General features: G+C 66.2%; 19 protein-coding genes. 8 read left to right on the top strand and 11 right to left on the bottom strand.

Features of this window, described 5'->3' with window-relative positions; all coding sequences use genetic code 11:
* Positions 1-16 precede the first annotated feature (16 nt).
* Positions 17-2,365, top strand: coding sequence for a GGDEF domain-containing protein (locus RDU24_RS10680; RefSeq protein WP_308735742.1), 2,349 nt, complete (start codon positions 17-19; stop codon positions 2,363-2,365).
* Positions 2,366-2,422: 57 nt separating this feature from the next.
* On the opposite strand, the gene RDU24_RS10675 is transcribed toward RDU24_RS10680, so the two are convergent.
* The 8 genes from RDU24_RS10675 to RDU24_RS10640 all read right to left on the bottom strand — a co-directional run bounded on the left by RDU24_RS10675 (position 2,423) and on the right by RDU24_RS10640 (position 11,813).
* The gene (locus tag RDU24_RS10675) at positions 2,423-3,286 is read right to left on the bottom strand and encodes a 2-oxoacid:ferredoxin oxidoreductase subunit beta (RefSeq protein ID WP_308735741.1); all 864 of its coding nucleotides are present in this window, start codon (positions 3,284-3,286) and stop codon (positions 2,423-2,425) included.
* Positions 3,287-3,303: 17 nt separating this feature from the next.
* Positions 3,304-5,010: a 2-oxoacid:acceptor oxidoreductase subunit alpha gene (locus tag RDU24_RS10670; RefSeq protein ID WP_308735740.1), complete on the bottom strand. Its 1,707-nt coding sequence runs from the start codon at positions 5,008-5,010 to the stop codon at positions 3,304-3,306.
* An 89-nt stretch (positions 5,011-5,099) separates the two neighbouring features.
* A complete protein-coding gene (locus RDU24_RS10665) occupies positions 5,100-5,606 on the bottom strand; it encodes a ferritin (RefSeq protein WP_308735739.1) in 507 nt (168 codons plus the stop codon).
* An 87-nt stretch (positions 5,607-5,693) separates the two neighbouring features.
* Complete coding sequence (gene recD2, locus RDU24_RS10660) at positions 5,694-7,880, bottom strand: SF1B family DNA helicase RecD2 (RefSeq protein WP_308735738.1); 2,187 nt, start codon at positions 7,878-7,880, stop codon at positions 5,694-5,696.
* 57 nt (positions 7,881-7,937) lie between these two features.
* On the bottom strand, positions 7,938-8,564 hold the full coding sequence (gene recR / locus RDU24_RS10655; protein ID WP_308735737.1) for a recombination mediator RecR: 627 nt from the start codon (positions 8,562-8,564) through the stop codon (positions 7,938-7,940).
* Between the two features lie 2 nt (positions 8,565-8,566).
* Positions 8,567-8,878: a YbaB/EbfC family nucleoid-associated protein gene (locus tag RDU24_RS10650; protein ID WP_308735736.1), complete on the bottom strand. Its 312-nt coding sequence runs from the start codon at positions 8,876-8,878 to the stop codon at positions 8,567-8,569.
* A gap of 64 nt (positions 8,879-8,942) precedes the next feature.
* Positions 8,943-10,811, bottom strand: a complete 1,869-nt coding sequence (gene dnaX, locus RDU24_RS10645; RefSeq protein ID WP_308735735.1) for a DNA polymerase III subunit gamma/tau — start codon at positions 10,809-10,811, stop codon at positions 8,943-8,945.
* Between the two features lie 78 nt (positions 10,812-10,889).
* Positions 10,890-11,813 (bottom strand): branched-chain amino acid transaminase, encoded by a 924-nt coding sequence (locus RDU24_RS10640; protein ID WP_308735734.1) that lies wholly within the window; start codon positions 11,811-11,813, stop codon positions 10,890-10,892.
* Positions 11,814-12,000: 187 nt separating this feature from the next.
* Here RDU24_RS10640 and RDU24_RS10635 point away from each other — a divergent pair, with 187 nt between their 5' ends.
* Complete coding sequence (locus tag RDU24_RS10635) at positions 12,001-12,636, top strand: hydrolase (protein WP_308735733.1); 636 nt, start codon at positions 12,001-12,003, stop codon at positions 12,634-12,636.
* Here the strand turns inward: RDU24_RS10635 and RDU24_RS10630 are convergent.
* Positions 12,616-13,545 carry a LysR family transcriptional regulator gene (locus RDU24_RS10630; RefSeq protein ID WP_308735732.1) on the bottom strand — a complete coding sequence of 310 codons (930 nt, stop codon included), beginning with the start codon at positions 13,543-13,545 and terminating at the stop codon, positions 12,616-12,618. The two genes, RDU24_RS10635 and RDU24_RS10630, sit on opposite strands and share 21 nt — an antisense overlap.
* Before the next feature lie 262 nt (positions 13,546-13,807).
* On the opposite strand from RDU24_RS10630, the gene RDU24_RS10625 reads away from it, so the two are divergent.
* Positions 13,808-14,602 carry a sulfite exporter TauE/SafE family protein gene (locus RDU24_RS10625; RefSeq protein ID WP_308735731.1) on the top strand — a complete coding sequence of 265 codons (795 nt, stop codon included), beginning with the start codon at positions 13,808-13,810 and terminating at the stop codon, positions 14,600-14,602.
* Positions 14,603-14,636: 34 nt separating this feature from the next.
* Here RDU24_RS10625 and RDU24_RS10620 read toward each other — a convergent pair whose 3' ends face one another.
* Both RDU24_RS10620 and RDU24_RS10615 read right to left on the bottom strand, forming a co-directional pair.
* Positions 14,637-15,866, bottom strand: coding sequence for an adenylate/guanylate cyclase domain-containing protein (locus tag RDU24_RS10620; protein WP_308735730.1), 1,230 nt, complete (start codon positions 15,864-15,866; stop codon positions 14,637-14,639).
* A 24-nt stretch (positions 15,867-15,890) separates the two neighbouring features.
* Positions 15,891-16,355 (bottom strand): nucleoside deaminase, encoded by a 465-nt coding sequence (locus RDU24_RS10615; RefSeq protein WP_308735729.1) that lies wholly within the window; start codon positions 16,353-16,355, stop codon positions 15,891-15,893.
* 192 nt (positions 16,356-16,547) lie between these two features.
* Between RDU24_RS10615 and RDU24_RS10610 the strand changes: the two genes are divergently transcribed.
* The 5 genes from RDU24_RS10610 (at position 16,548) to RDU24_RS10590 (ending at position 21,594) form a co-directional block, all read left to right on the top strand.
* Complete coding sequence (locus tag RDU24_RS10610) at positions 16,548-17,720, top strand: aminotransferase class I/II-fold pyridoxal phosphate-dependent enzyme (RefSeq protein ID WP_308735728.1); 1,173 nt, start codon at positions 16,548-16,550, stop codon at positions 17,718-17,720.
* Between the two features lie 9 nt (positions 17,721-17,729).
* On the top strand, positions 17,730-19,028 hold the full coding sequence (locus RDU24_RS10605) for a homoserine dehydrogenase (RefSeq protein ID WP_308735727.1): 1,299 nt from the start codon (positions 17,730-17,732) through the stop codon (positions 19,026-19,028).
* Between the two features lie 19 nt (positions 19,029-19,047).
* Positions 19,048-20,265: a cofactor-independent phosphoglycerate mutase gene (locus RDU24_RS10600; protein ID WP_308735726.1), complete on the top strand. Its 1,218-nt coding sequence runs from the start codon at positions 19,048-19,050 to the stop codon at positions 20,263-20,265.
* 2 nt (positions 20,266-20,267) lie between these two features.
* The gene (locus RDU24_RS10595; RefSeq protein ID WP_308735725.1) at positions 20,268-20,708 is read left to right on the top strand and encodes an acyl-CoA thioesterase; all 441 of its coding nucleotides are present in this window, start codon (positions 20,268-20,270) and stop codon (positions 20,706-20,708) included.
* A gap of 85 nt (positions 20,709-20,793) precedes the next feature.
* Complete coding sequence (locus RDU24_RS10590; RefSeq protein ID WP_308735724.1) at positions 20,794-21,594, top strand: amidohydrolase family protein; 801 nt, start codon at positions 20,794-20,796, stop codon at positions 21,592-21,594.
* Positions 21,595-21,764: the final 170 nt, after the last annotated feature.

Here is a 21,764-nt window from a genome sequence, read left to right as displayed (position 1 = left end):
ACGCCAAAGGGAAACGATGCTCAGCACCATCATGCACAAGCTCCGCAACGGCAGGCAGGCCTTTGGCGGCAACGCGCCCAATCCTGAGCTGCGCGCCAACCGCCTGCGCGAACTTGTCCGCACCGGCCAGGACTTCGACATCCTGCTCATCAACGTGCGCGACTTCCCGCTTCTGCGCGAACTCTACGGCCAGGAGCTGTCGCAGGACGTGGAGGCCCAGGTGACCAGCGTGCTCAAGCGGGCCGTAACCGAACGTCTGCACGTTTCGCCCTTCTGTCTGACGCTGGAACCCGGCGAGTACCTGCTGGGCTGGCCCAGCCAGGACATCGGGCAAGGCGACAGCGCAACGGCGCAGCACGACGCTGCCTACGAGATAAAGCTCATCGCCCAGCGCGAAGCCAACACGCACCTGCTGCGCTGGGCCGGACGCGAGCTGGACCTTGGCTTCGGCTGCGCCAGGCACAGCGCCTCAAACGGCCAGGACCGGGAGTCCAAGTTGTTCCAGGCCGTCAACGAGGCCCGCCTGCGCGCCAAGATGCGCCTGGACCTGAGCCAGCTCTCCCTGTCAACGGAGTTCAACGCGATCCTGCACAACCGCTCCGTGCGGGCGGTGTTCCAGCCCATCGCCGACTTCGCTACCGGCACCATCCTGGCATGGGAGGCCCTCACGCGAGGACCGGAGGGCACCACCTTCCAGTCCCCGGCCATGCTGTTCGACTTCGCCGAGCAGTCCGGCAAGCTCTTCGCGCTGGAGCGCCTGTGCCGTGAGAAGGCCATCAGCACCTGCGGAAGCATCGGGCCGGGCCAGAAGCTCTTCCTGAACATCCACCCCAAGACCATGGCCGACCCGGAGTTCACCCACGGCATGACGCTTGAGCTGCTCCAGGCCGCCGGGCTGACCCCGCAGAACATCGTCTTCGAGATCACCGAACGCCACAGCATCACGGAGTTCGCGCTGTTCCACCGCACCCTGGACCACTACCGGAGCCAGGGCTACCTGGTGGCCGTGGACGACGCCGGGGCCGGCTATTCCGGCCTCACCTCCATCGCCCAGATCCGCCCGGAGTTCATCAAGATCGACATGAGCCTCATCCAGGGCATCGACAAGGACCCGGTGAAGCGCGCCCTCATCGAGACGTTCGTCACCTTCGCCGACAAGATCGGCTCGAAGATCATCGCGGAGGGCATCGAGTCCCAGGCCCAGGCGGCCTGCCTGGTTGACATAGGCGTGCACTACGGCCAGGGCTACTACCTCGCCCGGCCCGACGCGCCCAAGCCCCCGCTGCTGCTGGACACCTCTTACCTGCGCTCCACTCAGGACCAGACACGCCTGACCACCTCCTGCCTCATGCCCATCGGCAATCTGGTGGAGGCCGCGCAGGTGCGTCCCTCCGGCATGCTCGTGCCCGATGCCCAGCAATGCTTCGAGACACTGCGCCAGCAGGCCAGCATCGTCGTTGCCGATGGCGACCGCCCCCTGGGCCTCGTCATGGAGTACCAGCTGAACCGCCAGCTCTCCGGGCAGTTCGGCTCGGCGCTGTACTCGAAACGAACCATCGACGCCATCATGGACAAGAGCCCGCTCATCGTGGACGAGGCGACCCCGGTGGAGCAGACGGCCAAGGCGGCCATGCTGCGCGAGAAGATCAAGGCTTACGACGACATCATCGTGACCCGGCAGAACAGGGTGCTCGGCATCGTGACGGTGCAGCGCTTGCTGAACGCCCTGGCCCACGTGCAGGTGGAGATGGCCAAGGGCACCAACCCGCTCACCGGGCTGCCCGGCAACGTCACGCTGGAGCGCGAGGTGGAATCGCTTGTGGCGGCGGGCAAGGGCTTCGCCATCGCCTACGCCGACCTGGATAACTTCAAGGTCTACAACGACACGTACGGTTTCAAGAACGGCGACCGGGTCATCAAGCTCTCGGCCGAGATGCTGGACCACAGCGTGCGCCGCTACGGTGACGCCACGGCCAAGCTGTTCCACATCGGCGGGGACGACTTCGTGCTGGTGAGCAGGCCGGAGCACGTGGAGCGCATCTGCCAGTCGGCCACGCGCTGCTTCAAGCGGCTCATCCGCGGGTGCTACTGCCAGGAGGACCGCAAGCGCGGCGAGGTGCAGGCCACGGGCCGCGACGGCGTGGAGCGCACCTACCCGCTGGTGTCCTTGAGCATCGGCATCCTGGAGATCGCCGGGCCGTGCACGCTTATGGAGATAGGCGAACGCGCCGCCCAGGTGAAGAAGATCGCCAAGGCCAAGCCCGGCAACGGCTATGTCTGGGACCGCCGCGCCCCGCTGGGCAGCGTGCCGGTGGCGACTGTCACGCAGAGCTCCTGCGCCGGCCACGACTCCGCAGCCGCATAGGCCCAAAAGAAGGGGCGCCTCCGGGCCGCCCCTCGTTCTCGCCAGTGCGGCAAGGCGCTAGAGGTACGAGCGCAGGACGCCCTGCAGGGCCTCGGTGTCCACCGCGCGCCGGGCCAGGGGTCCGGCCTTGAGCGTCGGCAGGGTCGCGCCGAAGGGCTCCCTGTCGCTCTTGTACAGCACGCCGATGGGGATGCTCTCCCCGAACTCCAGGGCCAGTTTCATGGCCTGCTCGCGATTGGCCGGGTCGTGCTCCGGCCCGATCTTGCGGCAGCGCTGCTTGTACCAGGCGAAGGTGTTGACCTTGTTGAAGGAGACGCAGGGCTGGAACACGTCCACCAGGGAGAAGCCCTTGTGCCGCACCGCCTGCTGGATGAGGTCCACCAGGTGCTCCGGCTCGCCGGTGAAACCCCGCGCCACGAAGCCCGCGTTCATGGCCACTGCCACGGCCATGGGGTTGATGGGCTCCGAGGGCTGGCCGAAGGGCTGGGCCTTGGTCACTTGGCCCTTGGCCGTGGTGGGGCTCGCCTGGCCTTTTGTCAGACCGTAAATGCCGTTGTCGTGTACGACGAGCGTCATGTCCACGTTGCGGCGCAGGGCCGCCAGGAAGTGGTTGCCGCCCTCGCCGTAGTTGCAGCCGTCGCCGCTCTCGGTGATGACCGTGAGTTCCGGATTGGCCAGCTTGGCCCCGGTGGCGGCGGGCAGGCCCCGGCCGTGCAGCCCGGTTATCATGTTGCAGTTCATGTACAGCGGGGTCTTGGCCGCCTGGCCGATGCCCGTGCACATAAGCACCTGGTGCGGGGCCAGGCCCAGGCCCGAAAGCGCCTGCTTCATGCACTTCAGCAGGGCGTGGTTGCCGCAGCCGGGGCACCAGGCGGTGTCGAACTGTCCGTAGTCTTCGGGTGTGACTGTCGTGCTGACCATGCTCGTGCCTCCTGGCGCTAGAGGATGCTTTCCAGGCCGCGCAGGATGTAGGCGGCGGTGATGGGCAGGCCGTCGTAGCGCAGCACCAGGTCCTTGAAGCGGAAACCCGTCTCCTGGCGGATGAGCCGCGCCAGCTGCCCCGTGGCGTTGCCCTCCACGCACACGGCCCGCTTCGCGCCTTCAAGCTGCGGCAGGAACTGGTCCTCGTTCAGGGGCCAGACCTGGGGAAAGTGCAGCACAGCCGCGCGCGTGCCGGATTCCTCCAGCCGTTCCCTGGCTTCCAGCGCGGCGCCCAGGGTGGAGCCCCAGCACGCCAGCAGGACGTCGGCGTTCTCCTCGCCAATGTAGCCGGGGGCGATGGCCTCCTCGGCCAGTCCCAGGCCCTTGTCCAGGCGCTTGGTCACCATCCGCACGCGCACGTCCAGATCCTCGGTGAGCTTGCCGTCCTCGGTGTGCTCGTCGGAGTCCGAGACCACCAGCGCCGTGCTGAACCCCGGGATGGCCCGGGGCGAGACCCCGTCCTCGGTGTGGGCGAAGCGCTTGTATTGGCCCGGGTTCTCCGGCTCCAGCAGCGGGCCGGGAATCTCCGGCAGCTCGGAGAGGTCGAAGGGCTCCGCGTTCTGGAAGGAGTCGGCCAGGTACTGGTCCGTGAGCAGGAACACCGGGGACTGGTACTTCTCGGCCATCTCGAAGGCGCGGTGCGTTAGGTAGAAGCACTCTTCCACGCTGCCCGGAGCGAACACCGCCCGGGGGAACTCGCCATGCCCGGCGTAGAGCACCAGGTTCAGGTCTCCCTGTTCGGTGCGCGTGGGCAGGCCGGTGGCCGGTCCGGGGCGCATGGCCACCACAAAGACCACGGGAGTCTCAAGCATTCCGGCCAGGCTCACGGCCTCGACCATGAGCGCGAAGCCGCCGCCGGAGGTGGGCACGATGGCCCGCGCGCCCGCGCAGACGGCTCCCACGGCCATGTTGGCCGCCGCGATCTCGTCCTCGGCCTGCTCCACCACGGTGCCCATGGCCTTGGCCTTGGCGGCCAGGGTCAGGGCCACGGAGGAGCCGGGCGTCATGGGGTAGAACGAGCAGAAGTTGCAGCCAGCGGCCAGCGCGCCCAGGGCGATGGCCTCGTTGCCGTTGAGCATCATGCGCTCGCCCGGATTCTCGGGCGCGGGCGGCATGCACGCGAACCCGTGGCTCTGGGTGCCCATCCAGTCGTGGGCGGCGCGGAGCACGGCCAGGTTCTCGGCGATGACCGCCTCCCCCTTCTTGGCGAAGGTCTGCCGCAGCAGCTCCTCCAGCAGGCCGAGGTCCTTGCACAGGGCCTGCGCCAGCACGCCCAGCGCCACCACGTTCTCGTGCGCGGCCTTGGGGGAGATCTTCTTGAACGGAACGCGCAGGATGTTAAGCCCCTCGGTCTCGCCCGTGAGCGCGAAGATCTCACCCGTCAGGACGATGCCGCCGGGGGTGAGCTGATGCTTGTGCAGGGCCACGGTCTCGGCGTCCAGCGCCACGAGGATGTCCACCTTCTCGCAGGGGCCATGCAGAGCGTCCACCCCGGTGCGGATGGCGAAGGTGTTGTGCCCGCCGCGGATGCGCGACTGGTAGTCCTGGGAGACCACTACCTCGTAGCCCGCGCGCACGAGGGCCTTGGACATGAGCTGGCCGATGGTGACCAGGCCCTGCCCGGCCTCCCCGCCGATGAGTATGACGATGCTTGAGTCCGGCATGCGACCCCCCCAGGCTAGAGGGACATAAGGATGCGGAGGGCCCGAAGCCCCCCGCTTGTACCAGTGTCGTAACGCTTGCGCTGTGGAACTTACGCGGCCGCGGGCGGCGTGAACACGCGGGTCGCCAGCTCGCGGTCGAGCATGAACAGCCCGCCGCCGTCGCCCACCAGCTTCAGCTTGTTCACGGTGTCGCCGAAGTTGGCTTCCTCCTCCACCTGCTCGGTAACGTACCACTGCAGGAAGATGGCCGAGGCGTGGTCCTTCTCCTTCTGGGCCAGGTCCACCAGGTCGTTGATGCGCTTGGTGACGACGTATTCGTGCTTCAACGCGAACTCAAAGGCCGCCAGCGGCGACTTCCAGGTGTGCTGCGGGGCATCGAAGCCCTGGAGCTGGACCTTGCCGCCCTTCTCCAGCACGTAGTCGAACATCTTGCGGGCGTGAAACTGCTCCTCCTGGAACTGCACGTCCATCCAGTTGGCGAAGCCGGGCAGGCCCAGGCCCTGGAAGTAGGCCGACAGGGACAGGTAGAGGTAGGCGGAGAAATATTCCCATTTGATCTGGTCGTTGAAGGCCTTCTCCATCTTCTTGCTCAGCATGTGGCGACTCCTTGGCTGCGATTGTTTCAGGTGTGTGGCGAGGCTGAACCATTCATATACACATGAAAGTACGCTTGTGAAGGGCCGCTAGCCGAAGATGTTGCCTCCGAAGACGGAGCGGATGCGGTGCTGCAGATGCGTCAGGCGGCTGCCGGAGGTGACGTTGTTCAGGCCGATGGAGAGCGCCTTCTCGCTGCCGATGAACACCGCCAGCCTGCGCGCGCGCGTCAGCGCCGTGTACAGCAGGTTCCGTTGCAGCAGCATGTAGTGTTGCGTCACCAGGGGTACGACGATGGCCGGGTACTCGCAGCCCTGGGACTTGTGCACGCTTACGGCGTAGGCCAGGGTCAGCTCGTCCAGCTCCGTGGAGTCGAACGCCACGAGGTTGCCGTCGAAGTTGACCACCAGCGAGCCTTCCTCCGGGTCCACCTGCTCCACCCAGCCAAGGTCGCCGTTGAACACTTCCTTGTCGTAGTTGTTCTTGAGCTGCAGCACGCGGTCGCCAGGGCGGAAGGTGGCGTACCCGCGCTTCAGCTCCACCCCGCGCTTGGGGTTCAGGCGCCCCTGCAGCAGTTGATTGAGCGTGCTGGTGCCCACGTCGCCCTTGTGCATGGGGGTGAGCACCTGGATGTCGCGCATGGGGTTCAGGCCGTAGCGTTCGGGGATGCGCGTGGTGACCATCTCCAGAATGCGATCCTGCACCTTGCTTGGGTCCTCCTGGGGCATCCAGAAGAAGTCGGCCTCGGGCGGCTCCTTGGGACTGGGGATGGGCGTCAGTCCGGCGTTGATGCGGTGCGCGTTGACCACGATGGAGCTTTCCTGGGCCTGGCGGAAGATGTGCGTGAGCACTGCCTTGGGAACCTCGCCGCTGTTGATGAGGTCGGCCAGGACGTTGCCCGCGCCCACGCTCGGCAGCTGGTTCACATCGCCCACCAGGATGAGGCGGCAGGTGACGGGCAAGGCCCGCAGCACCGCAAGGAAAAGCTGGGCGTCCAGCATGGACACCTCGTCCACCAGCAGCGCCTCGGCCGCGAGCTTCTGGTCCTCGCAGTGGTGGAAGCCGTGTTCCGGGGAGTACATGAGCAGGCGGTGCAGGGTCTGCGCGCCCTCGCCCGTGGCCTCGGACAGGCGCTTGGCCGCGCGGCCCGTAGGCGCGGCCAGCCGCACCGTGAGCTTGAGCTCCGAGAGCGCGGCCACGATGGCCCGGGTGATGGTGGTCTTGCCGGTGCCGGGACCGCCGGTGATGATGAAGACCTTGTGCACGCAGGCCATGAGCACGGCCTTGCGCTGCTCTTCGGAGAGCTTGAAGCCCAGGTTGGCCTCGATGACGGGCAAGGTCTGGCGGACCTTGGCCTCGGACACCGGCGCGGGGTGGTTCACCAGCCCGAACAGGCGCTGGCTGATCTCGCGCTCGGCCCGGTAGGAGGTCATGAGGAACACGGCCTGCTCCACGCCCTGCTCCGGCAGGTCCTCGATGTGCACGCGCTTGCGGCCTTCCAGCGTGGCCAGGCCTTCCTCCAGGCGCTCATGGTCGTGCACGTCGAGCAGCTTGGCGGCCTCGGCCAGCAGCTTGTCCTTGGGGCAGAACATGTGCCCGCCCCGCTCCCCCTGGCTCACCAGGATGTAGGCGATTGCCGCCTCGATGCGCTGGGGCGAGTCCTCGGCGAAGCCGAGCTTGAGCGCCATGTTGTCCGCCGTGCGGAAGCCGATGCCCCGGATGAGGTAGGCCAGCTCGTAGGGGTTCTCGCGCAGCTTGGCCTCGCTCTCGGCGCCGAAGATCTTGAAGATGCGCGCGGCATAGGTGGGCGGCACCTCATGGCTGTGCAGAAAGACGATGAGGCTTTTGACCTCGCGCTGGCCCTGCCAGGACTCCAGCATGCCCGCCAGCTTCTTCCTGCTGATGCCCTTGCCGAGCAGCTGCTCGGGGTCATTGTCGAGCAGGTCCAGCACGGCCACGCCGAAGCGTTTTACGAGGTCCGTGGCGGTCTTCTCGCCCACGCCCTTGAGAGAACTCTTGAGAAAGCGCACCACGCCGTGTTCCGTGGCCGGGTAGGTCTGCTTGAAGGAGATGGCCTCCATCTGCCGGCCGAACTTGGGGTGGTTCTTCCACTCGCCGGTGATCTCCAGGTACTCGCCGGGCTGAAGCTGACCAAGACAGCCCACCACCGTGAGCATGCCGGGCTCGTCCTTGGCGCGCACGCGCACCACGGCATAGCCGTTGTCCGGGTTGTGGTAGACCACGGCGTGGACTTCGGCGGTGATGGTGGCGGGCATGTGGCTCCTTGGCCGATCTGATGGGACGTGAAGACGGGCGGCCCTACACGGACTGCCCTACACCGATTGACGATGCAGCAGCGACTGCCGCAGCGTCTCGCGGTCCATGTACTTGACCTCCGCGCCCATGGGGATGCCCTGGGCCAGGCGCGACACGGTGATGCCGGGGAAGCCCTGGGCCACCATGTTCTTCACGTGGGAGGCCGTGTTCTCGGCATCCAGTGTGGCGCCGAGCGCCAGAATGAGCTCGCGCACCTCTCCGGATTCCAGGCGGCGGCGCAGGAGATCGAACTCCAGGCCCGACGGACCGACGCCGTCCAGGGGCGAGAGCAGCCCGCCCAGCACCAGATAGGTGCCCCGGAACAGGTTCATCTCCTCCAGCGCCAAAAGCGAGTCCCACTCCGCCACGAGACAGAGCTGCTCGCGGTTGCGGCCGGGGTCGGCGCAGATGGGACAGGGGTTCTGCTCGGCCAGGCTGGCGCAGGTGCCGCACAGGCACAGGCGCTCGCGCAGGGTCAGCACGGACTGCCCCACGGCGCTGGCCTGCTCGCGCGGCATCTTGAGCAGGGCCAGGGCCGCTCGCAGGGCGCTCTTCGGCCCCAGGCCCGGCAGCCGTGCCAGATGCTCGGCCACCTCGCGCAGAGGTCCGGGCAGCCGGTCCCCTTGCGTGCGGGAAGGGGCCATGCCTAGAACATGCCGGGAATCTTGAGGCCCCCGGTGATCTTGCTCATCTCTTCCTCAGTCATGGTCTTGGCCTTCTTGAGCGCGTCGCGCACGGCGGCCAGCACCAGGTCCTGAAGCATTTCCACGTCCCCGGCCTCGACCACGCTCTTGTCGATGGTCACAGCCAGAATCTCCTGGCCGCCGGTGACCTTCACGGTGACCATGCCGCCTCCGCTGGTGGCTTCAACCTCGCGGGTCTTGAGCTCTTCCTGGATGGCGTGCATTTTTTTCTGCATCATCTGGGCCTGGCGCAACATGTCCTGCATTCCACGCATGGGGGTGTTCCTCCGGTCGAATCGTATTTGGGTGTGGCGCGCAATTGGCGCACCGGAAATTCGGCTAGTTGCGGCCTCGCATGGTCACAAGCCCGGGGCCCTTGACCTCGAAGGCCTCGCGCACGCGGGCCACCGCAGGGTGGGACTGGATCTCGCGGTCAATCTCGGAGGAGCTGCGCTGGGGCTCGCGCTCCTCAAAACTGAACTCAAGGGTGGCCTGCGGGCCAAAGTACTCGAAAATGTGGCGCTGCAGGCGCGCGTGGTTGTCGCCCTGGGAGAGCATCTCGCAGTGGGTGCCGTTGTGGCAGGCGAGCGTCAAAACGCTGCCGTTCCAATCCCCCTGGGCCTGGGCCAGGCCGGTGACGATGCCGCTGCCGTTCTTGGCAGCCACGAAGGCCTGGAAGCCCTCCCAGGACAGGGACTCTGCGTTGCTGGCGGCGCTCACGGCAGCCGGTTCAGCGACAGGTTTTGCTGGCGTGGCCGTCTGCGTGGCCGTCTGCGTGGCAAGGGGCGTGGCTGCTGGCGTGGGCGAAAGCGTGGACGGAGACATGGACGAAGGCGTGGACGCAACCTCCGGCGAAGCGTTCCCGGCCGGGGCCTGCGCGACGGGTGCTGGCGTTGTCTGCATCGTTTGGGAGGCCGTGGCGACCGGCGTCGGAGATGTCGGGCCAGTTGTCGTGGCGGATGTCGTGGCGGATGACACTGGAGCGGACGTGGCGGAAGCCATCTGCGCGCCGCCTCCGGAGGCGGACCCGGAAGCCTGTCCCCTGCCGACACCGCCGCCGGAAGCCCCACCACCAGTCGGCGGCGCCGGGCGTTTTCCGCCCAGGGCCTCCAGCGGGATCAGGTCCGGCAGGCAGGCCAGGTTCAACAGCAGAAGCTCCAGCGACTGCGCGGGCTCCAGGCTCTTGATGACGCGCTGCTGGCCGTCCAGCGTCATCTGCCAACAGGCGTGTATGTGCGCTGGCGTGAAGCGTTCGGCCCAGGCCTGCCACTGGGAGGCCTCCTCGGCGGGAAGGCCCAGCTCCGGCAGAATGGCCTCGCCGGCCTGGCGCAGCAAAAACATGTTGCGCCAGCAGGCCGAGAGTTCGCGCAGGAAGAAGCCCAGGTCCAGGCCCTGGTCGAGCACCTGGCGCAGGGTGCGCGACAACAGCGGCAGGTCGCGCGCCTGGATGGCCTCCATGAGGGCGAAAAACACCTCCTGGCCAGCAAGGCCTAGGCAGGCGCGGACCTCGCTCTCCAGCAGCTTGCCGGAGCTGTAGGCCAGGGCCTGGCCAAGCAGCGACATGCTGTCGCGCACGCTGCCCGCGCCGCGCCGGGCGATGATGCGCACCGCGGCGGGCTCGAACTCCAAGCCCTCGCGCACGAGCAGACCCTCCAGATGAGCGGCCAGGTCAGCCTGGGGCAGCATCTTGAACACGTAGTGCTGGCAACGGGAAAGGATGGTGGCGGGAAACTTGTGGGCCTCGGTGGAGGCCAGGATGAAGGTCACGCGCGCGGGCGGCTCCTCCAGCGTCTTGAGCAGCGCGTTGAAGGCCGCGGTGGAGAGCATGTGCGCTTCGTCGATGATGAAGACCTTGTAGCGGCCCTCAAGCGGCGCGTAGCCGACGTCTTCCTTGAGGGCGCGCACATCGCCAACGCCGCCGTGGGAGGCCGCGTCGATCTCGATGATGTCCACGGCTGTCCCGGCCAGGGCCTGCCTGCACATGGCGCATTCGTTACAGGGCTCGGCCGTGGGGGCCTTCTCGCAGTTCAGGGCCTTGGCGAAGATGCGGGCGATGGTGGTCTTGCCCACGCCGCGCGTGCCGCTGAACATGTAGGCCGGGGCGATCCTGCCCGTGGCCGAGGCGCGCGAGAGGATGGCCTTGACCGCGTCCTGGCCAGCGACTTCGGCGAAGCGGCGGGGCCGGTATTTTGCGGTGAGGCTGGCCATGGGCGGGCTCCGGGAAGGTTTTGCGCTGATGACGAAATGCCCGGAGGGAGCGGCTGCTCCCCCCGGACGCTTGATTCGCTAGATCGTGTACTCGTGCAGCCAGTGGGAGTAGTCAGCGTTCTCGCCCTTCACAATCTTGAAGTACTCCTTCTGGAGCAACAGCGAGATGGGGCCGGCCTTTCCGGCGCCGATCTGGCGACGGTCTACCTCGCGGATGGGCGTGATCTCCGCCGCGGTGCCGGTGAAGAAGGCTTCGTCGGCCACGTAGAGCTCGTCGCGGGTGAAGAGCTGCTCCACGACCTCGTATCCCATATCACGCGCCAGGACCATGATGCTGTCGCGGGTGATGCCGGGCAGGATGGAGGTCAGCGGCGTGGTTTTGATGACCTCGTTCTTGACGATGAAGATGTTCTCGCCGGTGGCCTCGGAGACGTAGCCCTGGGTGTCGAGCATGAGCGCCTCGTGGAAGCCGTCTGCCACGGCCTCGGTCTTGGCCAGCACGGAGTTCACGTAGTTGCCGCAGGCCTTGGCCTTGGTCATCATGACGTTGACGTGGTGGCGGTGGAAGGTGCTGGTCTTGATGGAGATGCCCTTCTCCAGAGCGCCTTCGCCCAGGTAGGCGCCCCAGGGCCAGGTGGCGATGGCCACGCGGATGGGGTTGGTGCCGGGGTGCACGCCCATGACGCCGTCGCCGATGAACACCAGCGGACGGATGTACCCGGCCTTCATCTTGTTCACCTTCAGGGTGTCGACCACGGCCTGGACCAGCTCCTCGCGGTTGAAGGGGAGCTTCATGCCAAGAATGTGGGCGGAGTCGATGAGGCGCTGCATGTGCTCAACGAGGCGGTACACGGCGCTGCGGCCGTCGGTGCACTCGTAGGAGCGGATGCCCTCGAAGACGCCGCAACCGTAGTGCAGCGTGTGGGTGAGGATGTGCACGTTGGCGTCATCCCAATTGACGAGCTTGCCGTCCATCCAAATTTTTTCGGCTTTCTGAACCATGTCCGTTTTCTCCTATGGGGGGTGAGCGACGGCTCGTCAAAGGGGGTGTCGCGCCGAGGTCTCACAAAGTCAGACACGCTAAAAAAAACGGGGCAGGAGGTCAAGGGCGGGGGTGGATACGAGAAGGCGGCACCAACGGTCCGGCAAATCCTCTTGCCTCGTCCGGCGGCGTGCCTTACCAAGCCCCATGACCGCAACCATCCTCATAGCCACCGACATCTTCGGCCACACGCCGGAGGTCCAGGCCCTGGCCCGCGACCTGACAAACGGACGCGACGTCCGCGCGCGCGTCGTCTCGCCCTACGGCTCCCACAATGGCGGGGAGCGCCCGCGCTTTTCAAGCGAGGTCGAGGCCTACGCGGCCTTTTCCGCGCGCATCGGCCTGGAGCGCTATACCCAGATGGTGGCCGAGGCCCTGGCGGAGCACCGCCCTGCCCTGGCCGTGGGCTTCAGCGTGGGCGCCACGGCCCTGTGGGTCGCCCTGGCTGCACCGCCAAAGCCCTTCACTGGCAGCGCGGTGCTCTACTACGGCTCGCGCATACGCGACCACCTGGACCTGCGCCCTGCTGGCGACGTGCGGCTCGTGTTCGCCGAACAGGAGGCCTCCTTCGCCCCGGCAGAGCTTGTGGCGACGCTGCAGGCCCGGGGGATGGCTGCGGAGCTGCGGCAGGGTAAGGCCCACGGGTTCATGAACCGGCTCTCCCAGGGCTGGGACGCCACGGCCTATGCGGCGGAACTGGAAAGGCTGCGCGGACTGCTCGCACCGGCAGGCCATGGCTGGCTCTCCCGGCCTGATTCCGGCTCAGACTCCACGCGACGGTGAAATCGCCTCGTTCTTTTCCGGCCTTCGGAAAAACGCGCGCAGGGTTTCGCTGAAGGCCTCCGCAACCGGCGAAAGCATCCGCTCCGCCTGGCGTGCTAGGTACACCGGAGCGAAGAGTCCCTCGCCGTGCCACTCCAACGTCGCCAGTTCGCCGCGCCGAACAGCCTCGCGCACACTGAACGCAGGCACGATGGACAGCCCCTGTCCAGCCATGACGCAGGCCTTGACCAACTCAACGCTGGCGCACTCAACAACACTGGCCGGGCGCACCCTCGCCTCCAAAAGCGCCGCCTCAATGGACCTGCGGAGGCTCCAGACGTGCCGCGTCAACACCAAAGCCTGAGCGTCCAGCATCTCCGGACGAAGCGTGCAGCTTCCGGCCAGTGGCGACTGCGGCGCAACGATGGCCACAAGCCTCTCCCGACCCAGCAACTCCACGTCGATCCCCGCAGCGAGAAACGGCTCGCCCAGCAGCAGGGCCAGATCCATGACGCCGTGTTGAATGTCCTGGTGCAGGCCGTGGCGCGAATGCGTGGCGAAGGAGAGCCGAATGTCTGGAAAGCGCTGGCGAAAGCGAGGCAGCACCCACGGCAGACAATAAACCCCCAGACTTTCCGAGATGCGCACGGCCAGTTCCAGGCCGCTGCCATCGCCCCCGGCTGCGAGACGCTGTGTCTCCTCGATGAGGTCCACTATGCGTCGGGCGTTCTGCACAAGCCCCTGCCCAGACCCGGTGAGCCGCACACTGCGGCTGGAGCGCTCGAACAAGACGACGCCAAGCTCCTGCTCCAGGCTTCGTATCTGGCTGGTCACTGTGGAGGGCGCGCAGTGCAGGGCTAGGGCAGCCTTTCGGAAGGAAAGCTCTGCGGCCACGGCCAAAAAGGAGCGGAGGAGGTGTGGATCGAGCATTGTTTTGTTTCACTGAATTATTGGTTCAAAACTTATCGTTTGCATCTGCTGCGATGCAAATTTATACAACCACAGACGCAATGATGGCAAGTCGAATGGTTCATAAAACATGAACACTGGAGATTTTACGTGAAGACACGTAACGCACAGATGGAGCAGTTTTCCCGCCAGCGGCAAGTCATTGAGGCCGTTGAGATCAGCACGGAGATGAGCTTCGGACCGGCCACATTAGCGGCGCGTTTCCCCCTGGAGGTCATGCTTGATGTGTTCGGCGCGGCTGGCCACGTCCAAATTGGGCCAAGGAGCTGAGGTGGAGGCGGCCTCACTAGGTCTTGTGGCCGCGGCTGCGCTCTTGGCTGGATTCACCCAGGCCTTTGCCGGATTCGGCTCCACGCTCGTGGCCATGCCCTTGTTGGCGCTCGTGCTTGGCGTTCGCGCCGCAGTACCACTGGGCTGCCTCATGGCCCTGTCCATCAACGTGCTGCTCGTGGCGCGCCTGGGCCGCCAGGCGCATGGCCTGAGCCTGGTGCTGCTGCTGGCCGCAGCCCTGCCCGGCATGGTCCTGGGCTTTCTCTTCCAGTCCACCGCACCGGAGGCGCTGCTCAAGTTCCTGCTTGGCTCGTGTGTTGTGGTGCTGGCGCTGCGGCTCTCGGGTCGGGGTGCCCACCGGTACCCCCTGGGCAGGCGCTGGGCTGTGGCTGCGGGCATCGCTTCCGGCTGCATGGGCGTCAGCCTGGGCATCAACGGCCCTCCCGTGGTGAGCTGGGCCGTGTGCCAGACCTGGAGCCGCGATACGCTGAAGGCCACGCTTACAGCCTATTTCCTCTGCGCAGGCTCCTTGATTGTGGCCATGCAGTTCTGGCAGGGTCTCATGAACAACCAGGTGTTGGCGCTATTCGCCAAGACACTGCCGCTCTTGCTGGCGGGGATGTGCGCCGGATGGATGTGTTGCGACAGGGTGAGCGAATCGGCATTCCGGCGCGTGGTGCTGGCTCTCTTGGCCACCACCGGCCTGGCGTTGCTCTGGCAGGCGCTCGGGCAGGCAATCCCGGCATGACAGCTGCGCAGGATCCTGGCCCCCGCAGACAGGCCTAAGCCTCGGCACCGGTCTTCAGCCGCACCGAGTGCACCATGAGCGGCTCGCTCTTGCCCTTGGCGCTGATGGCGCGCGACTCCAGCACCTCGCAAAGGCTTCCGGCCTTGGCCAGCACCGCGTCGGTGACGAGCAGCTCGCCGCTGCCCGCAGCCGAGCAAATGCGCTTGGCCGTGTTCACGGTGTCACCGATGATCTCGTAGCGCTTGACCTCGGTGCTGCCGAGCAGCCCCTCCACCACGAGCCCGTCATGCAGCCCCGTGCCCACGCCGAGGCCGTAGTCCGCCAGCCGCGCCATGCAGGCCCAGTGCATGCGGTGCGCGCTGCGCAGCCCGTCCTCGGCGTCGGCAAAAAAGGCCATGACCTCGTCGGCGGTGTATTTGACGAGAATCGCCCCGGAGGCGCTGAAGACCGACTCGGCCAGCGCATAGAGGTCATTCAGCATGCCCACCACCACTTCGGGCTCCTGGCGCTCGCTCCAACTGGTGAAGCCCCGGATGTCGAGAAACATGACGGTGCGCTCGCGCCGCACCAACGACAGCGCCTCGGGGTTGGTCAGGGCCATGGAGAGCATGTTGCGCCCCAGCAGCCAGTGGGAGAAGGTCTGCAGGCGGCTTGCTGTTTCGCGCAGGATGCCAAGGAACCGCTGGGACCGCGCGTCGTCCAGGCCGACCACCAGGCCGAGGAAGAAGATGGCCGAGAGGATGAAGATGTGCGACCGGTTGCCGAAGAACACCGCCGGGTCGGCGTACTTGGCCTCCGTGAGCTGTTCCATGAACCAGTACATGACAGCCAGGATGCTGGAGCGCAGCACGTTCTCCAGCAGGATGAAGGCGGACTGCCAGCGGTCGCCCACGCGCAGGCGCAGCTCCTGGATGATGCCGATGCCAAGGGCGAACCCCCAGTAGGCGTAGTGGAAGGGCATGGTGAAGAACTCGTCCGCCGAGACGGCAATATCCACGACGGAGTAAATGAACGGCCCGATGAGGTTGCCGAGGAGCGGCCTGGGCCTGCCTTTGTAGGTCCAGCTGCCCAGGAAATACGCCTGCACCGCCGGGGCCAGCAGGGAGGAATAGAAGTCCAGGGACGTGATGTAGTGCGAAGGCCCTTCCAGCACCAGCTCAAGGAGGATGTTGGCCAGCGGAAAGTGGAAGGAGTTCTTCAGGAATTCAATTATGATCGCGCCTTTGCGCGTTCCGCTGATGCGTTCCTCGACAACGGCTGTCATGCGGATCCTCCTGACGCGTAAGCTCTAGTCCACCCCGATGTCCTCGTTCCAGACCTCTGGCTTCTCGCGGATGAAGCCGCCGAGCAGCGCCTTGCATTCGTCGCTGTCCAGGTCGACGACCGTGACGCCGTTCTCCTTCAGCCAGTCGAGCCCGCCCTGGAAGGTCGCGCTCTCGCCCGCCACAACGGTGCCTATGCCGAACTGGCGCACCAGCCCGGAACAGTACCAGCAGGGGGCCAGCGTGGTGACCATGATGGTGTCGCGGTAGCTCTTGCGCCGACCTGCGTTGCGGAAGGCGTTGGTTTCGGCGTGCATTGAGGGATCGCCATCCTGCACGCGGCGGTTGTGCCCGCGCCCCAGCAGCGTGCCGGACTCGTCGAACAGGGCCGCGCCAATGGGCACCCCGCCCTCGGCGAGTCCCAGGCGGGCCTCCTCCAGCGCGACTTCCAGCATGGCGGCGTATTCCTTCCTGCTCAATTTCTTGCCCATTGTTTCCCTCCAAATGATGAATCCGTCCTATAACATGCAAAATCTCCACGGACAATGATTTTGCCCCGAGATTGCGGCATCATTCATTTTGACAGCAGCCCCCCGGCGCATGTAAGGTTCCGCCCTACCGAACATTCATCTCCGGATAGCCACGGGCATGTCCGGCCAGCTACGGGAGCCAAGGAGCGCGCAATGCAGCAATTTCCCAGAGTCCACCGCCTGCCGCCGTATGTTTTTGCTCAGGTCAACGAACTGAAGATGCAGATGCGCCACCAGGGCGCAGACATCATCGACCTGGGCATGGGCAACCCGGACCTGCCCACGCCTCCGCATATTGTCGAAAAGCTGATGGAGGCGGCGCAGAAGTCGACCAACCATCGCTACTCCGCCTCCAAGGGCATCAAGGGCCTGCGCCTGGCCATCGCCAACTGGTATCTGCGCCGCTTCGGCGTGGAGCTGGACCACGACCAGGAGGTCGTCGTCACCATGGGCGCCAAGGAAGGCCTGGCGCACCTGTCGCTGGTCATGCTCTCCCCCGGCGACGTCGTGTTCGCGCCCGACCCGGCCTATCCCATCCATCCCTACGCCGCCATCATCGCCGGCGCGGATGTACGCCGCATCCCCATGGGCAAAAACCGCGACTTCCTGGAGGACCTCCAGATCGCCGTGCGCCAGACCTGGCCCAAGCCCAAGCTGCTGGTCATCAACTATCCGCACAACCCCACCACCATCTGCGCGGACGTGGACTACTTCCAGAAGATCGTGGACTTCGCCAAGGAACACGGGATGTACATCATCCACGACCTGGCCTACGCCGACTTCACCTACGACGGCTACGTGGCCCCGAGCTTCCTGCAGGCCAAGGGCGCCAAGGACGTGGCTGTCGAGTTCTTCTCTCTGACCAAGAGCTACTCCATGGCTGGCTGGCGCGTGGGCTTCTGCTGCGGCAACCGCGACATGGTCCAGGCCCTCACCCGCATCAAGAGCTATCTGGACTACGGCATCTTCCAGCCCATCCAGATCGCGGCCTGCACCGCGCTGAACGGTCCCCAGGACTGCGTGCGCGAGATCATGGACGTACACCAGGACCGCCGCGACGCGCTCATCGAAGGCCTGCACCGCGCCGGCTGGATGGTGCCCGCGCCCAAGGCCACCATGTTCGTCTGGGCCGAGATTCCCGACGAGTTCAAGCACCTGGGCAGCGTCGAGTTCTCCAAGCTCCTGCTGCGCGAGGCCGAGGTGGCCGTTTCCCCGGGCCTCGGCTTCGGCAACTACGGCGACGACCACGTGCGCTTCGCCCTGGTGGAAAACCGCCACCGCATCAACCAGGCCACGCGCAACCTGAAGAAGTTCTTCGGCAAATAGGGAGACTTGATGGAAACGCTGCGCCTCGGGCTCGCCGGATTCGGCACGGTCGGCTCTGGACTCGCCAAGATCCTTCAGGAAAACGGTGAGATCATCCGCGCGCGCACCGGGCGTGACGTGGCCATCAAGTCCGTCCTCGTGCGCGACCTGGCCAAGAAACGCGCCGTTGATCTGGGACCGGACGTCCGCTTCACCACCAGCCCGGACGACCTGGTGAACGATCCCGGCATTGACGTCGTGGTGGAACTCATGGGCGGCATCGACACCGCCAAGAGCCTCATCACCCGAGCGCTGTCCGCTGGCAAGCACGTGGTCACGGCCAACAAGCACCTGCTGGCCCTGCACGGGCCGGAGCTCTCGGCCCTGGCCGCGAGCAAGGGTCTTGGCCTGTTCTACGAGGCCAGCGTGGCCGGGGGCATCCCCATCGTGCAGACCCTGCGCGAGAGCCTGGGCGCCAACCGCATCGAGCGGCTGGTCGGCATCATGAACGGCACGGCCAATTACATCCTCTCCGAGATGACCACCAGCCACCTGGACTTCGGCACGGCGCTCAAACAGGCCCAGGACCTGGGCTACGCCGAGGCCGATCCGACCTACGACATCGAGGGCCTGGACACGGCCCACAAGCTCGTGGTGCTCATCCGCCTGGCCTACGGGCGCGACTTCCCCCTTGCCAACGTGCCCGTGCGCGGCATCACCGAAGTCACGCCCATGGACATCGAGCTGGCGCGCGAGTTCGGCTATCGCATCAAGCTCCTGGCCCAGGCGCGCGAGATCGACGGACGCATCGAGGCCAGCGTGCAGCCGACCCTCGTCAAGTACACCTTCCTGCTGGCGCGTGTTGGCGGCAACTTCAACGCCGTGCGCGTGGAAGGCAACGCCGTCGGGCCCATCATGCTCCACGGCCAGGGCGCGGGCGACACCCCAACCGGCAGCGCGGTCATGGCCGACATCATGGCCCTGTGCCGCGGGCTGGCCGTGCCGGGCTGGACGTTCGACAACACCGGCTTCGGCAACAAGCCCTTGCCCACCGCCGACATCCTGCCGTCGGACGAAGCCGTGTCCATGCACTACTTCCGCTTCTCCGTGGCCGACCGCCCCGGCGTCATGGCGGCCATCGCCAAGGCCATGGCCGAGCACGGCATCTCCATCGCCCAGGCCGTGCAAAAGGGCGACATGTCCGGCTCGGACGTGCCCATCGTGTTCCTGACGCACAACGCGCGCGCGGCCGCCGTGGCCGAGACCATCCGCGAGATCGACGCCTCCCCCTTCACCGTGCGGCCCACCGTGCACTTCCCCATCCTCTAACGCGGGCTGGCCAACGCGCATGAAACTTCTTTTCCTCATTGCCGACGGCATGGGCGGCTGGGCCGACGAGATGCCCGGCGGTAGGACCTGCCTGGAGGCAGCGACCACCCCGCACATGGACAACCTCGCCACCAACGGCATCGTCGGCGTGTGCCAGACCGTGCCCGAGGGCATGCCGCCGGGCTCCGACGTGGCCAACATGTCGCTGCTTGGCTTCAACCCGGCCAAGCACCACACCGGTCGCGGCCCCATCGAGGCAGCCGCGCAGGGGCTCGTGCTCGACCCGGACGACCTGGTCTGGCGCATGAACCTGGTCAGCGTGAGCGAGCTTTCGCCCTCGGGCAACATGCTCGACTATTCCTCCGGGCACATCACCACCGAGGCGTCCGAGCCCCTAATGCGCGACCTGCAGGAACGCCTGGGCGACGAGACCTTCCAGTTCCACCCCGGTGTGCAGTACCGCCACCTGCTGGTGCACAAGGGCGGCGCCCGCGAGGACGAGGCCGGGCTCAAGATCAACCCGCCCCACGACATCACCGGAAAGCCCCTGCACGCGGACATGCGCGAATTCTCCCGCTGCGCCCGCATGTGGGATCTGCTCTTCCTGGCGCAGGAACGCCTGGCCGAGACCGCCACGCACACCAAGGCAAACTCCATCTGGCCGTGGGGCCAGGGCCGTCCGCTCATCCTGCCGAACTTCAAGCAAGCCACTGGCCGCACCGGCGCGGTGATCTCCGCGGTCGACCTTGTGCGTGGCCTGGGGCGCGCGGCCGGCATGGAGGTCATCGAGGTCCCCGGCGCCACAGGGCTCATCGACACCAACTACCAGGGCAAGGTGGACGCGGCGCTCAAGTTCCTTGAGCACGGCGACTTCGCCTTCGTGCACCTGGAAGGGCCTGACGAGTGCGGCCATGCAGGCAACGCCGCCGAGAAGACCGAGGCCATCAGCCGCTTCGACGCGCGCATCGTGGCGCCGCTGCTCGCGGCGCTGGAGGGCCAGGACGTGGCCTTCGTCATCACCTGCGACCACTTCACCCCGATCATCGAGAAGACCCACACGCCCGACGCCGTGCCCTTCCTGCTCTGGCACCCCGGCTGCAAGGCCACCAACTGCGAGCCCTCCGGCCTCACTGCCTTCACCGAGGCCCAGGCGCGTTCCACCGGGCTGGTCATCGAGGCCGGGCACGAGCTGCTGGCCTGGACGCTGCGCCAGCTTGGCCGACCGCAGGAGCCCTAGCCGTGGAGTTCCCCAAGGTCTTCCCCAGTTCCGACACCTGGTACGCCCACCGCGTCTCCTACGGGGAGACGGACGCCATGGGCGTGCTGTATTATGCGGAATACCTCCACATCTTTGAGCGCGCCCGCAGCCAGTTCCTGCGCGAGCGTGGCATGGGCTACAATCTTGTGGAGGAGCGCGGGGTCATCCTGCCCGTGCGCGAGGCCTGGTGCCGCTACCGCGCGCCCTCGCGCTACGATGACCTGCTCATGGTCCGTTGCGGCGTGTCCGGCTGGGGCCGGGCGTCCATGCGCATCGTTTACGAGTTCCGGAGCGAGGACCGCACCCAACTGCGCGCCCAGGGCTACACTGAGCACGCCATCGTCAATGCCCAAGGAAAGCCCACGGCCGTGCCCGACTGGTTCAAGGCGCTGTGCGAGAATCAGCCGCAAGCGCGACAGTAAGCACCCCCTCGCCTGTTTTTCCTTGCCCCCAGAATATTCCGGCGTAATATCGAGGCCTTCGCACTTACCGCAGGAGCCTTGAGACATGTTCACGGACACGCATTGCCACGTATTCCACCCCAAGATCGCTGAAAAGGCGCTGAATCAGCTGGAAGGCCACTACGGCTTGCGGCCCGAAGGGAGCGGCATTCTGGAGGACCTTCTCTCCAGGGCCGATCGCGCGGGCGTTGACAGGGTCGTGGTGCACACCGCCGCCACCGACCCGGCCCAGGTCATCCCTGCCAACAACTGGGCGCTCGACCTCATGCGCCAGTCACCGCGCGTCACGGCCTTCGGCACGCTGCACCCTGACTACGCCGACGTGGACAAGGAACTGGACCGACTGGAACGCGCCGGTGTTGTGGGCTTGAAGTTCCACCCGGATTTCCAGGGGTTCTTCCTCGACGACCCCAAATTCTATGCGCTCTTGGAAAAGGTCGGGAGCCGCTTCATGCTCATGTTCCACGTGGGCGACCGCCTGCCGCCCGAGCAGAACCCTTCCTGCCCCATCAAGCTGGCCCGGCTGCGCCGCGAGTTCCCCGGCCCGGTGATGATCGCCGCGCACCTGGGCGGCTACCTGCATTGGGACTTCGCCGTGGAGCACCTGGCCGGGCTGGACGTGTACATGGACACCTCAAGCTCCCTGCGTTTCGTGCCAGACGACACCCTGCGCGCCCTCCTCAAGGCGCACCCGTCGGACCGTCTGCTCTTCGGCAGCGACTATCCCCTGTTCGACCCTGGTGACGAGATCAGGCTCATCGAACGCCGCCTCGTTCCCCTGGGCGTGCGTCTGGACGACCTGCTTGCCGCAGGCACCGCACTGTTCCCCGAACACGCTTCGGCTTAACCTCCGCCCTGAAACGGAAAACCCCGGCCAGACGTACTGACCGGGGCTTTTGCATTTCCAAGGGGTGGTGTTCGGACTAGCCGAAGGAAGCCACCTTCTTGATGAGTCGCACCAGCTGGTGGGTGAACCCGGCCTCGTTGTCGTACCAGACGATGAGCTTGACCATGCTG

It is taken from the genome of Humidesulfovibrio sp. (assembly GCF_031082295.1).
In the GTDB taxonomy this organism is placed as follows: Bacteria; Desulfobacterota; Desulfovibrionia; order Desulfovibrionales; family Desulfovibrionaceae; genus Humidesulfovibrio.
Note: the sequence above shows the minus strand (reverse complement) of the source record. Positions and strands in the feature narration are given on the sequence as shown.